11 protein-coding genes are annotated in these 13966 nt (G+C 73.1%); 4 read left to right on the forward strand and 7 right to left on the reverse strand.

Annotation, left to right across the window (positions count from 1 at the left end):
* Nucleotides 1–43: 43 nt before the first annotated feature.
* Together AB0K10_RS21315 and AB0K10_RS21320 are read right to left on the reverse strand one after the other, a co-directional pair.
* Nucleotides 44–553 carry a DinB family protein gene (locus AB0K10_RS21315; RefSeq protein ID WP_363685915.1) on the reverse strand — a complete coding sequence of 170 codons (510 nt, stop codon included), beginning with the start codon at nucleotides 551–553 and terminating at the stop codon, nucleotides 44–46.
* On the reverse strand, nucleotides 550–1581 hold the full coding sequence (locus tag AB0K10_RS21320) for an aldo/keto reductase (RefSeq protein WP_363685917.1): 1032 nt from the start codon (nucleotides 1579–1581) through the stop codon (nucleotides 550–552). The genes AB0K10_RS21315 and AB0K10_RS21320 overlap by 4 nt, the downstream gene beginning before the upstream one ends.
* A 110-nt stretch (nucleotides 1582–1691) precedes the next feature.
* On the opposite strand from AB0K10_RS21320, the gene AB0K10_RS21325 reads away from it, so the two are divergent.
* Complete coding sequence (locus tag AB0K10_RS21325; RefSeq protein ID WP_363685919.1) at nucleotides 1692–3245, forward strand: glycosyltransferase family 39 protein; 1554 nt, start codon at nucleotides 1692–1694, stop codon at nucleotides 3243–3245.
* Nucleotides 3246–3251: 6 nt separating this feature from the next.
* Here AB0K10_RS21325 and AB0K10_RS21330 read toward each other — a convergent pair whose 3' ends face one another.
* The gene (locus tag AB0K10_RS21330; RefSeq protein WP_363685921.1) at nucleotides 3252–3737 is read right to left on the reverse strand and encodes an Rrf2 family transcriptional regulator; all 486 of its coding nucleotides are present in this window, start codon (nucleotides 3735–3737) and stop codon (nucleotides 3252–3254) included.
* Nucleotides 3738–3862: 125 nt separating this feature from the next.
* On the opposite strand from AB0K10_RS21330, the gene AB0K10_RS21335 reads away from it, so the two are divergent.
* Nucleotides 3863–4597, forward strand: a complete 735-nt coding sequence (locus tag AB0K10_RS21335; protein WP_363685923.1) for an NAD(P)H-binding protein — start codon at nucleotides 3863–3865, stop codon at nucleotides 4595–4597.
* Between the two features lie 130 nt (nucleotides 4598–4727).
* Here AB0K10_RS21335 and AB0K10_RS21340 read toward each other — a convergent pair whose 3' ends face one another.
* Nucleotides 4728–5522: a hypothetical protein gene (locus AB0K10_RS21340; RefSeq protein WP_363685925.1), complete on the reverse strand. Its 795-nt coding sequence runs from the start codon at nucleotides 5520–5522 to the stop codon at nucleotides 4728–4730.
* Between the two features lie 407 nt (nucleotides 5523–5929).
* On the opposite strand from AB0K10_RS21340, the gene AB0K10_RS21345 reads away from it, so the two are divergent.
* Nucleotides 5930–8728, forward strand: a complete 2799-nt coding sequence (locus AB0K10_RS21345; protein ID WP_363685927.1) for a LuxR C-terminal-related transcriptional regulator — start codon at nucleotides 5930–5932, stop codon at nucleotides 8726–8728.
* 201 nt (nucleotides 8729–8929) lie between these two features.
* Nucleotides 8930–9442: a hypothetical protein gene (locus tag AB0K10_RS21350; RefSeq protein ID WP_363685929.1), complete on the forward strand. Its 513-nt coding sequence runs from the start codon at nucleotides 8930–8932 to the stop codon at nucleotides 9440–9442.
* Here AB0K10_RS21350 and AB0K10_RS21355 read toward each other — a convergent pair.
* The 3 genes from AB0K10_RS21355 to AB0K10_RS21365 are packed head-to-tail and all read right to left on the reverse strand — an operon-like array spanning nucleotide 9429 to nucleotide 13964.
* A complete protein-coding gene (locus AB0K10_RS21355; protein WP_363685931.1) occupies nucleotides 9429–10013 on the reverse strand; it encodes an NAD(P)H-dependent oxidoreductase in 585 nt (194 codons plus the stop codon). The two genes, AB0K10_RS21350 and AB0K10_RS21355, sit on opposite strands and share 14 nt — an antisense overlap.
* Nucleotides 10010–11179 (reverse strand): LLM class flavin-dependent oxidoreductase, encoded by a 1170-nt coding sequence (locus tag AB0K10_RS21360; RefSeq protein WP_363685933.1) that lies wholly within the window; start codon nucleotides 11177–11179, stop codon nucleotides 10010–10012. The genes AB0K10_RS21355 and AB0K10_RS21360 overlap by 4 nt, the downstream gene beginning before the upstream one ends.
* A 4-nt stretch (nucleotides 11180–11183) precedes the next feature.
* Nucleotides 11184–13964, reverse strand: a complete 2781-nt coding sequence (locus AB0K10_RS21365) for a cytochrome P450 (protein WP_363685935.1) — start codon at nucleotides 13962–13964, stop codon at nucleotides 11184–11186.
* Nucleotides 13965–13966: the final 2 nt, after the last annotated feature.

Raw genomic sequence — 13966 nt, forward strand, 5'->3', positions numbered from 1 at the left:
CATTCTCCTTCGCCGACCGGCCCGGCAATGCCCGCCGGAGGGCTCACTTGCCGGTCGGGCCGCCGGCGAGTTCGGCGACCACGTCGAGGTGGCCGAGGTGGCGGGCGTACTCCTGGACGAGGTGGAACAGCACCCGCTCCAGCGAGGCCGGGTCGGCGCCGTTCCAGCGCGGGCCCGGCGCGCCGATCTCCGCCAGGTCGTGCGCCGACACCACGGCGGTGGTGTGCGCGCCCTGCGCCCGCAGCGCCGCCACCAGGTCGGAGCGGGTCTCGTCGGGGGCGACGTACCAGCGGTCGTCGCGGCGGTCACCCCACGGCTCGGCGACCGCCCGGCCCTGGAAACCCCATTCGATCCAGCGCAGCTCGACGTGACGCAGGTGCGTGAGCAGCTCCAACGGGGTCCACCCGGACGGCAGACGGCTCTGCCGCAGCTCCGGCTCCGCCAGCGAATACACCTTGGCCACCACGGACTCGCGGAAGTAGTCGAGGTAGCGCAGGAACACCTCGGAGCGGCTGCCGGCCGGGCTGGTGGGCTCGGGGAAGGGAGGAATCATGACCCGGTCGGCAGGTCGCGGCCACGCTGGCGCATGCCGGCGCCGCCGTACGGGTAGTCGCCGACCAGCGGAGCGCTCGCCTCGTCCAGCAACCGCATCTGCTCGGCGTCGAGAACCAGCTCGGCGGCGGTCAGGTTGTCGTCGAGCTGCTCGGTGGTCCGCGCGCCCAGGATCACCGAGGTGACCGCCGGTCGGGCCGCCAGCCAGGCCAGCGACACCGCCGACATGGACACGCCACGGTCCCGGGCGATCTGGCCGACAGTGTCGAGCACCCGCCAGGTGCGCTCCTCGGCGTTGCGACCCGCGTACGCCTCCACGCCGCGCTCGGGGTTCTCGCCGAGTCGAGTGGCGCCGGTGGGCGTGCTGTCGCGCTGGTACTTGCCGGTCAGCCAGCCGCCGCCCAGCGGCGACCACGGCAGGATGCCGATGCCCTCGTTCTCGCAGACCGGCACCAGCTCGAACTCGATCTCCCGGGCCAGCAGGTTGTACTGCGGCTGGAGGGTCACGATCGGGGTGAGGTTGAGATGCTGGGTGAGCAGGGCGGCCTTCTGCAACTGCCAACCGGTGAAGTTGCTGACCCCCGCGTAGCGGATCTTGCCGGCGCGCACGGCGTCGTCGAAGAAGCGCAGGGTCTCCGGCAGCGGGGTCAGCGGATCCCACGCGTGCGCCTGGTACAGGTCGACGGCCTCGACGCCGAGCCGCCGGAGGCTGGCGTCCAGGGCGCGCGTGAGGTGCACCCGGGACAGGCCGGCGTCGTTCGCGCCCGGGCCCATCGGGAAGCGGCCCTTGGTGGCGATGACGAGGCGGTCCCGCAGGTCCGGGCGTGCCCGCAGCCAGCGGCCGACGATCTCCTCGGAGACGCCCGTGGAGTAGACGTCGGCGGTGTCGAGGAACGTGCCGCCGGCCTCGACGAACCGGTCCAGCTGCGCGAAGCTGCCCGCCTCGTCGGTCTCCTTGCCGAAGGTCATCGTGCCCAGACACAGGGTCGACACCACCGTGCCGGTGGCGCCCAGAGTGCGGTATCGCATGTCGTCCTCTCGGTCCGAGTTACCAAACTGATCTTCGCACCTGCTCAGGGCACCCGCACCCGCAGGCTTTCGGGCACCCACGCGCCGGCCGCAGCGGCGATGATGGGGCGGTGAGCGAGCCCGCCATCGACACCGATCGACCGCACCGGCCGGGGCCGTCGTGCGAGCCGGGGCGCCTGCCGCAGCCCGGTCCACGTGCGCGGGGGCCGTGGCTGGTGGCCGCGGCGACAAGCGTGACGCTGCTGTTGCTCGCCGGCCGCTACGGCTATCACCGCGACGAGCTCTACTTCCTGCTCTGCGGCCGGCACCTGGCCTGGGGCTACGTCGACCAGGGCCCGCTCGTTCCGGCGCTGGCCCGGCTGCTCGACACGATCGCGCCGGGCAACCTGGTGGTGCTGCGTACGCCGTCGGCGCTGCTGGCCGGCGTGGCGGTCGTGCTGGTCGCCGCCATCGCCCGCGAGCTGGGCGGTGGTCGGGGCGGGCAGAGCTTCGCGGCGGTGCTGGCCGCGCTGTCCGGCATCGTGCTCGCCAGCGGGCACCTGCTCAGCACCACGACCGTCGACCTGCTGGTCTGGCTCGCGGTGGCGTGGTGTGCGGTGCGGTTGCTGCGCACCGGGGACAACCGGTGGGCGCTCGCGCTCGGGCTGGTGCTCGGGGTGGGCATGCTCAACAAGCTGCTGCCCGCGCTGCTGGCCGTGGGTCTGCTGGCCGGGGTGCTGATCGCCGGGCCGCGTCGGCTGCTGCGCGAGAAGTGGGTTCTCGCCGCCGCCGGGATCGCCGTGCTGCTGGCCGCGCCGAATTTGATCTGGCAGGCCGCGCACGGCTTCCCGCAGCTCGGTGTGGCCGCCTCCATCGCCGACGGCGACAGCTCGTACAGCGGTCGCCTCGACGCGTTCATCCTGCAGTTCCTCATCATCAGCCCGTACGCCGTGCCGATCTGGATCGCCGGTCTCGTCGCACTGCTGCGCCGGCCGACGTGGCGGGCGTACCGCGCGGTGGGTTGGGCCTGGGTGGTCGTCGTCGGCGTCGTCCTGGTCGCCGGCGGCAAGGGTTACTACGACGCGCCTCTGCTGCTCGTGCTCGCCGCCGCCGGCGCGGTGGTGACCGCCGCCTGGGCGTCGCGCGGGTCGGCGTGGCTGCGGCGGGGTGTGCTCGCGGCGGGCGCCGTGCTGTTCCTCCTGCCCAACGTCGTGTTGCTGCTGCCGGTGCTGCCGGCCGAGCGGCTGCCCGCTTTCGTGGTCGACGTCAACTACGACGCCGGCGAGACCATCGGCTGGCCGGCGTTCGCCGACTCGGTCGCCGCTGTCCATCGTGACCTGCCACCGCAGGAGCGCGCGCGGGCGGTCATCCTGACCGGCAACTACGGGGAGGCCGGGGCGATCGCCCGCTACGGCCCGGCCCGTGGGCTTCCCCGGGCGTACTCCGGGCACAACAGCATGGTCGACTTCGGCCGTCCGCCCGCCGACGCGGACGTGGTCATCGTCGTCGGCTGGGAGCGCCCCGACGCGCTGAACGCCTGGTTCCAGCAGTGCGCGCCCGCCGGGCGGGTGGATCAGCGGGTCGAGGTGGACAACGACGAGAACGGCGGCCCGATCCTGGTTTGCCGGGGGCTGCGGCGTCCATGGGCGCAGATCTGGGACACCGAGGTACGCCACACCGGCTGAGCGCGGTCAGCCGGCGCTGTCGCCGGTGAGCCACGCGCTGACGCCGGGCAGCGCCTCGGGGCCGGAGTCGGCGGCCACGTCGCGGGCGAGATCGGCGATCGTGACAGCGGCCAGGGCGGCGCGCCACGCCTTCTCGGCACTCGACATGGCGCGGGCGATCGGGCACGCGCGGGTGCAGGCCTCGGGTGGGCTGGCCAGCGGGCCGCGCTGGCGGATCTCGGTGCAGACGAAGGCGGGACCCGGCCCGTCGACGGCGTGGACCACGTCGAGCAGGCTGATGCTCTCCGGAGCGCGGGTCAGCGCGTATCCGCCCGACTTGCCCTGCACGGAGTGGATGAGCCCGGCGCGGGCAAGCGCCTGGAGCTGTTTGGCGAGGTAGCTGCCGGAGACGTCGTGCAGCTCCGCGAGCCGGGCTGCGGGGACGGGCCTGCTGCTGGCCGTGAGCACGACGCAGCAGTGCAGCGCCCACTCGACCCCGCCGGACATCTTCATCGCCTCACCCTAGCCACCCCGATACTCGGATTCATCATGTCCGAGTATAGTTCTCGGACATAGGAAGTCCGAGTTAAGTGTCGTAGGGACACGACGGACAAACAGGCAGGGAAGGTGGAACGGATATGAAGATCGCCGTACTGGGCGGGACCGGACTGATCGGGTCCCAGGTCGTCACGATCCTGCGAGCGGGCGGGCACGAGGCGGTCCCGCACTCGCAGTCGACGGGTGTCGACCTCCTCACCGGGCAGGGCCTGCCCGAGGCGCTCACGAGCGCCGACGTCGTCGTCAACCTGACCAACTCGCCGACCTTCGACGACGCCTCCCCCGCCTTCTTCCAGACGACCATGGACAACCTCGTGACAGCCGCCGAGCGGGCCGGTGTCGGTCACGCGGTGATCCTGTCCATCCTCGGCGTCGACCAGGTGCCCGACCTGGCCTACTACCGCGCCAAGGTGCTCCAGGAGGACATCCTCAAGGCCAGCGCGGTGCCGTACTCGATCGTCCGCGCCACGCAGTTCTTCGAGTTCATCGACGCGGTCATCTCCTGGACCGCCGACGAGAGCGGCGTACGCCTGCCCCGCACCCCCGTGCAGCCGATGGCCGCGGCCGACGTGGCCCAGGCCGTCGCCGACGTCACCGTGGGCGCTCCCCTGCTGGGCGTCCGCAACGTCGCCGGCCCCGACGTGTTCGCGCTCGACGAGCTGGGCCGGATCACCCTCGCCGCGCACGACGACCCGCGCACCGTCACCGCCGACGACAGTGCCGGCATGTTCGCGGCCGTTCCCGGCGACGTGCTGATCGCCAAGGAGGGCGCCGTGCTCGCGCCGACGTCCTACCGGCAGTGGCTGGCACGCTGACCCTGCGCCCGCGGTGTTCCGGCGTACGCCTGCGCGCCGGAACACCGCACGCACCTCGGTGCCGCAGGCGTTGCGCGATCACGTCGACTCCTCGCCGGTCGGTCGACGGCCAGGGCGCCGCGTGCCTCGTTCACCGCTTCGGGCGGACCGGCCCGGGGTGCGGGACGCTCAGGTGCGAGCGGGGCGACCGGCGTGCGCCGGGCCGACGCCGCGACAGGGAACGGATCAGACCCGCGTGCACCCGCTGCTCGTCGCGCTTGGTGAGGCCGAGCTGATTGTGCAGCAGGTGGACCAGGTCGAACGTCATCGCGCCCTCGTAGCCGGGTGCGCGGCGGAACGCCTCCAGCAGGTGTGACCAGCAGGTCAGCGGGTGGCGTTCGGTCTGCAGCGCGGTGGCGATCCGCTGCCAGCGGCCGCTCGGCAGCGCCGCCACCGCCTCGGTCGCAGCGAGGTCGCTGTCGCCGCGCAGGGCGGGGCAACTGCGTATGGCCGCCACCATCGCCACGTCCACGGCGGCGCCGAGGCGGGCCTGCCGCCCCGGGGTCATCCCGATCAGGTCGACCGCCACGTCGACAAGCCGGGGATCGCGCGCCGGCGGAGCGGCGAGGTGCGGCAGGTGCACGGGCCCCTGGGCCCCGACCGCCAGGCAGAGCCCCGCCAGTCGGGCCGCCAGCAGTCGTGGCGCACTGCCGAGCAGGTGCAGACTCACCACCCGTGGCGACTGTCGGGTGAATGACCAGGCGGACAGTTCGCCGGTGGCTTGAAGGCCGTGCAGCAGCGGGCTGATGCCCCGGGTGAGGAACGCGTCGGCAACCGCCGCACGTGGCGGTAAAAGGCACTGAAATGCGTGCCATCGTTCCGACTCGTTGAGCATCACCTCGGCATCTGACGAATTGTCCAGATAGGATCGGTACGGAACGGTCATCCGAAGTCCCCCCAGAAGGCGTCGCACCGCCGGGGTCGACATTAAGCGACGGGGAACGATGCGACAGTAGGGGAAACCCCACATTGTCGTGAACTCAACGCAACTGGCGGCGTGCGCTGTGTCAAGACTCAAGTCCGCTATTTCGGTTTTTGGGCATCAACATTTGCTCTCTTCGGCAATAGGAGCAACCGGTCCCGCGATCGCAGTTCTTGGCACGCGGACCTAGAGTTGCACCTGCCGCTCGCCCGAGCGCCGGCAATTGGCACCGCCGGTATCGGGCACGCCGAGAGGCCCGAACGGGACAGATCCTGGGGGTGGCAGTTGATGCTGAGCCAACGCGCACCGCGTCCGACCCGATGGCGTACGCCGACGGGCCGCACGGTGCGGGTGTCCGTCGTGGAGCGCCGATGAACATCAGCGAGGAGGAGTTCGCCCCGCCACCGGCGGGCGACCCTCTCGACCCCCTGGTCGGGCGCAACTGTGCGCTCGACCTGTTCGACCGCGCCCTGGCCGGGGTCCACGACGGCCAACCCGCCATGATCGAGTTCGTGGGTGACCCCGGCACCGGTAAGACCCGGCTGCTGCGCGAGGTCGCCGCACGAGCCCGACGAGCCGGGGTGCCGGTGCTCGCCGCGACCGGCCACGACGGCCACCAGATCGGGCAGGTCCTCGCCGCGCTGCCGGAGGAGCCCTCCACTGCGCTCCGCGCCGGCGGTCCACTGCTGCTGCTCCTGGACGACCTGCACGGCGCGTCACCCGCGACGGCCACGCTGCTGAGTCGACTCGCGCAGGCGCCGCCCGCGGGTCTGCTGTGGGTCACCGCGTACCGGCCGCGGCAGATGCCGACCCGGGTGACCACCGCGCTCGCCGCCGGCATCCACCTGAGCCGCCGGGCGGTCACCCTGACACCGTTGGATCCCGCCAGCGTCGCCGCGCTGCTCGGGCTGGCGGAGGGACGCGCCGCCCAGCGGGTCCACGTGCTCTCCGGCGGCGTGCCCCGCTACGTCCTCGCCTACCGCCCGGGCGCACTGGACGGCCCGGTCGCCGCCCTGCGCGGCCTGCCCGCCGAGCTGCCCGTCGATGTCACAGGCGCGGTCCAGCTCGACCTCGACGCGCTCACCGACGAGCAGCGGCGGATGCTGGAGGCCGTCGCGGTGTGCCCGGACGGGTTCGAGCCTGCGCTGGCCGCGGCCCTCGCCGATCGCGGCCCGGAGGTCACCAGCGACCTGCTCGACGCGCTGGTGGCCGTCGACCTGCTGCGGACCGACCCCACGGAGGCGTCGACCCTGCGGTTCCGTCACGAGGTGGACCGCACCGTGGTGTACCGCTCGCTGTCTCCCGGCCGGCGACGACGCCTGCACGCGACGGCGGCCCGCGTCCTGCGCGAGCTCGGGCATCCGGTCACCCGGTACGCCGAACACCTGTCGGCAAGCGGCCAGTGCGCCGAACCGGCGACCGCCGACGCGCTGATCGAGGCGGCGGAGAGCGGTCTCGTGCCCCGGCTCGACGCGATCCGGTGGTTGACGAACGTCCAGCGGCTGCTGCCCGCCGCCGAGGTCACCGAACCACGCCGTACGCGACTGGAGTTCGCGATGGCGGACGCGCTTGTCGGTGCGGGTCAACTGCGCCAGGCCCGCACCCTGCTACAGGAACTCACCCGCCGTCCTCTCCCCGACTGCGACAAGCGACTGCGGGCGGTGGCCGCACGGGCGCGGGTGGAACGCCTGCTGGGCCGGCCGTTCGACGCGTACGCGCTGTTGCTGCCGTACCGGGATGGGCAGGTGGAGCCGCACACTCACTTCCTGCTGACGGTCGAGGCCGCGATCGCCGGCGCCCTCTGCGCGGCGCCCGACGCGGCGGAGCACGCCCGGAGTCTGGGCCCGCTGGCCGAACGCACCGGCTCGGCGGTCTGCGCGACCACGGCGGCGGTGGTGCAGTCGTTCGTGGCCGCGTACGCCGACTGCGGGATCCGGGTGCCCGAGACGCTGGATCGGGCGTCGTCCGAGGTGGACGCGTTCGCCGACACCGACCTCGCCCGGCACCCGGACCTGCTGGCCCTGCTGGGCTGGGCCGAGTACTTCCACGAGCGGGAACGCTCCGCCCTGCACCACTTCGACCGTGCGCTGGACATCTGCTGCCGCGGGGGTCTCGTGGCGCTGACCCCCTGGCTGCTGGTGGGCCGTTGCGCGGTGACCGCCCGACTGGGCAGCCTGGACCGGGCCCGGGTCGAGGGTGAGGACGCCGAGGAGGTGGCCGTCGCCATGGGCATCGACCCGATGGTGGCGCTGGCGCGCGCGTACCGGGCCATCGCGGTGGCGTGGCGCAGCGGCCCGGCGGCGGCGCGCCACCTGGCCGACACCGCCGTGCTGGACGCCAGCACCCGCCGCGAGAACTGGTACGACGGGGCTAGTCAGCGCGTGTCGGTGCGTCTGCGCTTCCTCGCCGGCGACCGGGCCGGCTCGACGTCGACGTTGCTGCGCGCCTGCGGCGGTGATGGTCTCGGCCAGGTCGAGGTGACCAACCGGGCCTGCTGGGCCTCGGCCCTGGCCGAGACGGCCCACAAGGCCGGTCGGTGCGACGAGGCCGCGCGCTGGTTGGCCGTGGCGGAGGGGTACGCCGAGCGGCTGGGGCTGCGCGGGCAGAGCGCGTTGACCCGGACCGCCCGGGCGCGGCTGACGCTGGAGGCGGATCCGCGCTGCGCCGCGGAGCTGGCCGCCGCGGCGGCCGACACCTTCGCGAGTCTGGGATGGAGGCTGGAGGAGGCGTCGGCGCGCTTGGTGCGCGCGCGGGCCCTGTGCGACGCCCGGGAGTGGTCGGCGGCGGAGGTCGAACTCGCCGAGACCCGCCGTATCGCGGAGCTTGTCGACTCCCCGCCGCTGCGCCGCTCGGTGGCCGCCGAGCAGAGCCGCGCGGCCGGAGCCGCGGGTCGCCTGCCGGCCGCGGCCGCCGGCGGGGAGCTGACGCTGACCCGGCGGGAGTGGGACATCGCCCGGCTCGTGGCCGCCGGTGCGAGCAACGCCGAGGCGGCGGACCAGGTGTACGTGACGGTCAAGACGGTGGAGGCCCACCTGACCCGGATCTTCCGCAAGACGGGGGTGTCGTCGCGGGCCGGGCTGGCCGCGTTGCTGGTGTCCCGGGCTGTCGATCCGCGAGCGAGGACCGAGGATCGAGGGTCTGTGACCCGGAGAGCCCGGTTTGAGCGTTGATGCCCACAATAAAACGGAGATGAAGGATAGGCGTCCCGTGGCGAGTGTCGGATATCTCGCCTTCTGCCTGCGGGAATCTGATATCTTGTCTCCCACCACAGGTCAAACCCGACAGGGTTGACCGGGGGGCCGGAAGCCGCACTGGCTCGCCCGGAGATGCGCAGGAAAGGCATCGTCGTGAGTCAATACATCATCACCATCGTGCCCGTTGAGGACGACGGTGAGGAGATCACCGGCCCGGTGGCCCAGACCGTCGTGCGTCTGGAGACCGGCAACGGGCACCCGGTCGTACGGGAGCTCACCGTCCGCGCGCCGCAGAGCGCCGGTCTGACCGGCGAGCTGCCCTACGTCGACTTCGATGCCCTGCTGCGCGCCTTCATCCCCCCGCAGGACCGGGACAGGAGCCGCGCCGAAGCCGCGCCCCGTCCGGCCGTGACGGTCGGACCGGTCCCCGCGACCACCGCCACCGAGACCGCACCGCGACCGCTGCCGCCCCGGCCCGCACGCCGGGCCGGCGAACCGGACCGGCTCAGCCGACTCAAGGCCGGTCGCGCGTACCGCCGGGCGCCCGACCCGGCGGACCTGGAGGCGGTCTACGAGCAGGTCGGCACGATCAGCGCCGTCGCCGAGCACTTCGACGTTCCCGTGCACACGGCACAGGGCTGGATCAGCCGGATGCGCCGCAAGCACGACACCGAGGTCAACGCCGGCTGACTCCGGGCTCGGCCGGCACGCCGGGCACCCCGGCGAGCGCGTCGACCACCGCCGGCGTCGCCCGGTCCAGCCAGCGCTCGATGCCGACCTCCGCCGTGTCCAACTCTCGCTCCAGCACACACAGGCCGGCCACGGGCACGTACGCGCCCACCTCGGCCAGCAGCGCGCCCAGGTAGGTGTCGACGACATGCCGGTGACCGGACCGGGCGGCCGTCATCAACGGCACCGCCACCACCCCGGTCAGCGCGCCCCGGGGCAGCACGTCGACGAAGAGCTTCAGCAGGCCGCTGTACGCCGCCTTGAACGTGGGGCTGGCCACCAGCAGCAGCCCCGGCCGGCGTACCGCCTCCAGCACCTCGTCGAGAATCTCCGGCCGGCTGCCCTGACCGACCAGTTCGGCAGTCAGCTCGGCCAGGTCGATCACCGTCGGCGCTCCGACCGGGTTCGGGCAGTGGGCCAGTCGGGAGTGCAGGGCGGCCGCGGTGGCCAGCGCGACGGTCCGCGTACGGGAATGGGGTTTGGGGTTGCCGATCAGCGCGGTCATCGGCAGCTCCGCGACGGGCCGGCTCATCGGCCCACCGCCAGCTCCGGGGTCCGCCGGGGCCCGGCGTCCGCATCGGTCGCGGCGTGCGCGTCGGTCGCGGGGTCGAGGAGACCGTCGTGGCGCAGCAGCGGCAACACTCCCTCGCCGAACCAGTACGCCTCCTCCAGGTGCGGCTGCCCGGACAGGATCAGATGGTCCACCCCTGCGGCGTGGTACTCGGCGATCCGCTCGGCGACCTCCTCGTGGCTGCCCACCAGCGCCGCACCGGCACCGGGGCGGATCAGGGAGTAGCCCGCCCAGACGTTCGGGTACACCTCCATCCGGGCGTTGCCGTCCGCGTGCAACGCCGCGGCCCGCCGCTGGCCCTCCGAGTCGGTGCGGGCGAAGCGCTGCCGAGCGGCGGCGATCCGCGCCTGGTCGACGCCGGCGAGCAGCCGGTCCGCCTCCGCCCACGCCTCCCGCGCGGTGTCCCTGGTGATCACGTGCAGCCGACTCCCGGTGCGCAGTGTGCGGCCGACCTCCGCCGCCTGCTCGCGTGCCCGACCCAACAGCTCGCCGAGCTGGGCCGGCGTCTCACCCCAGGCCAGATACACGTCCGCGTGCCGGGCGGCCGCCCGCTGCGCCGCCGGCGAGGACCCGCCCAGGAACACGGCCGGAGCGGTGGCCGGCGGCCGGGCCAGCAGAGCGGCCTTCACCCGGTAGTGCTCACCGTCGTGGTCGACCGGCTGGCCGCCCCACAGTCCACCCAGCACGGTGAGGAACTCCTCGGCGCGGGCGTAGCGGGCGTCGTGGTCCAGCCAGTCGCCGTAGCGACGCTGCTCGTCCGGATCGCTGCCAGCGACGATGTTGAGCAGCACCCGACCCGCCGAGACCCGTTGCAGGGACGCGGCCATCTGCGCGACAAGCGTGGGCGAGGCGAGGCCCGGTCGTAACGCGATCATGAACTTCAGTCGCTCGGTCTGCGCGGCCAGCGCGGACGCCACCACCCACGGGTCCTCGCAGAACAACCCGGCGGGCGTGAGCACACTGGCGAAACCCAACCGGTCGGCGGCGCGCGCCACCTGCGCCAGGTAGCCGATGTCCGGCGGACGGCGGGTGATCCGGGACGGCCGGGCGCCGCGACCACGGGCGGGCTCGGCCAGGTCGCGGCCGTCGCCGTGCGTCGGCAGGAACCAGTGCAGGTCCAGTGGCATGGGGTCACTCCCCTTCCGGCGCGACGTCGAAGCGCGCGGGCATCGCGGTGACGGCGTTCATGAAGTTGGTCCGCATCCGGCGTACCGGCCCGGTCAGTCGGAGCCGGCCCAGATGCGGACGGATCGCGGTGAGGAAGGCCGCCATCTCCAGCCGGGCCAGGTGCGCGCCCAGGCAGAAGTGCGGGCCGATACCGAACGCCAGGTGCGGGTTCGGGTCGCGGGCGAGGTCCAGCCGGTCGGGGTCGAGGAACGCGGCAGGGTCCCGGTTGGCCGAGGCGTAGTAGATGACGACCTTGTCCCCGGCCGCGATGCGGGTGCCGTCGAGGACCGTGTCGCGGGTGGCGGTGCGCCGGAACTGCATGATCGGTGTGACCCAGCGCAGCAGCTCCTCGACCGCGCTCGCGGTCAGGGCGGGCTCGGCGATCAGCCGATCGCGCTGCTCGGGGTGCTCCAGCAACGCCTGCACCCCGTTGGAGATCAGATGCCGGGTGGTCTCGTTGCCGGCGATGACCAGCAGCAGCCACAACTGGCACAGCTGCGCGTCGGTCAGGCCCCGGCCGTCGGCCTCGGCGTGCACGAGGAGACTGAGCAGGTCGTCGGTGGGCGCGGCCCGTCGCTGCGCCGCCAACTCGCGGACGTAGGAGAAGGCCGCCGCGAAGGTGTCCCGGTAGCGCTGCACGCTGCCGCCGCCGTAGCGTGGATCGTCGAACCCGACCAGGTTGTTGCTCCAGTCGAACAGCAACCGGCGGTCCTCCCGTGGCACGCCGAGCAGGTCGGTGAGGACGAGCAGCGGCAGCTCGGCCGCGAGGTCCGCCACCACGTCGATGTCGCGCGCGGCCACCGCCCGCGAGACCACCTCCTCGGCGTGCCGCGTCACCAGCTCACCCAGTCGGCCCACCGCGCGGGGCGTGAAAGCCCCCGCCACCAGCCGCCGCACCCACGCGTGCTCCGGGGCGTCCATATTGATCAGAAGCTGCCGGTTGCGGTGCAGATCCTCAGGTGTCCGGGGATCGGCGAGGAACGCCCCGCCGGCCGCCGACGAGAACGTCGCCGGATCACGGGACACCTCGGACACCGCGGCGTGCCGGGTGACGGCCCAGAAACCCCGGCCCCGGGACCGTACCGACCGGTCCTGGTCGGTACGGGTCAGCTCGACCTCCTCGACCCAGGCCACCGGCGCGTCCCGTCGGCGGCGGGCGAACTCGTCGTGCGGTACGCCGGTCAGGTAGCTCGCCGGATCCGCGAGCAGACCCGGTGACACCGTGGCCGGTCGGTAGCGGTCCCGCAACGCCCGACGGGGCAGCTTGCCGGTGGGCTCGCGGGGAATCCGGTCGACCACCTCGTACGAGCGCGGCACCTTGAAACCGGCCAGGCTGGTCCGGCAGTGCGCGTCGAGGACCTGCTCGACACCCTCGGCCGGCCACGCCGGGTCGAGCTGCACCACCGCCCGGACCTGCTCGCCGAACTCCTCGTCCGGCACACCGATGACCACACTGTCCTGCACGGCGGGGTGCGTGGACAGCACCGCCTCCACCTCGGCGGGATAGACGTTCACGCCGCCGGTGACGATCAGCTCCGCCGAGCGGCCGGTGAGGAACAGATAGCCGTCGGCGTCCAGGCGGCCCAGGTCGCCGACGGTGAACGTGTCCGGGGCGACGTACGCCTGCTCGGTCTGCTCCGGGGCGTTGTGGTAGTGGAAACCCCGGCCCGGGGGCCGGCGCACAGCCACCTGGCCCTCCTGCCCGGCGGGCACCGGCCGGCCCTCGTCGTCGACCACCACCACCTCGGTCGGCGGCGCCGGCCGGCCCACCGTGCCGGGTCGGGCCAGCCAGGTGTGCGAGTCGGCGAGGGTGACGATGCCGGCCTCGGTCGCGGCGTAGTACTCCACGAACACCGGCCCCCACCAGTCGATCATCGCCTGCTTGGTCTCCGGCGGACAGGGGCCTCCGCCGTGCCAGATCCGGGCGAGGCTCGCGCCGGAGAACGCCGCCCGGGTCGCCGCCTCGACCCGGAGCAGGCGGATGAACTGGGTCGGCACCAGATGACTGATCGTGATCTTCTCCTCGTCGATCACCCGCAGCACCTCGACCGGGTCGAACCCGCGTCGCAGCACCAGCCCACAACCACGCAGCAGCGGAAACTGGGCGAAGAACAACTGGGCCGAGTGGTACCAGGGACCGACCAGCAGTGCCTGCCCCTGCGTCGGGATGCCCAACCCGCCGCCGAGCGACTCGGTGGTGGCGGCGACCCGGTCGATCGGGGCGCCGACCTTGAGCAACGGGTTGACCACGCCCTTGGGGCGTCCGCTGGTGCCCGAGGTGTAGAGCAGCACGCCACCGGAGAGCGCCGCGACGGGTGGGCCCACCGGCAGGTCGTCCACCGCCGTGCACCCGTCCCCACCGTCGACAGTCACCAGCAGGTCGGGGCCGTCCGGCGTACGCGCCACCGCGTCGCGCACCCTCGGCGCGTACGCCGCCTCGGTGAGCACCGCCCGGGCGCCACAGTCGGCCAGGATGTGGGCGATCTCCGGCGCGGTGAGGTGCCAGTTGACGGGCACCGCCACCAGTCCCGCGTGCACGCAGGCGAGCAGCGCCTCGAAGGTCTCGTGCCGGTTGCCGAGCACGAACGCCACCCGGTCACCGACGTCCAGGCCGGCCCCGCGCAGCACACCGATCCACCGGTCCACCGACAGGTCCACCTCGGCCCACGTCCGGGTGGTCCGCTCGTCGGTCAGCGCGACGTCGCCGGCCCGGTCCCGGACCATTGTCTTCAGCAGCTCGGCCACTC

The organism is Micromonospora sp. NPDC049274 (genome assembly GCF_040678875.1).
Taxonomy (GTDB): Bacteria; Actinomycetota; Actinomycetes; order Mycobacteriales; family Micromonosporaceae; genus Micromonospora.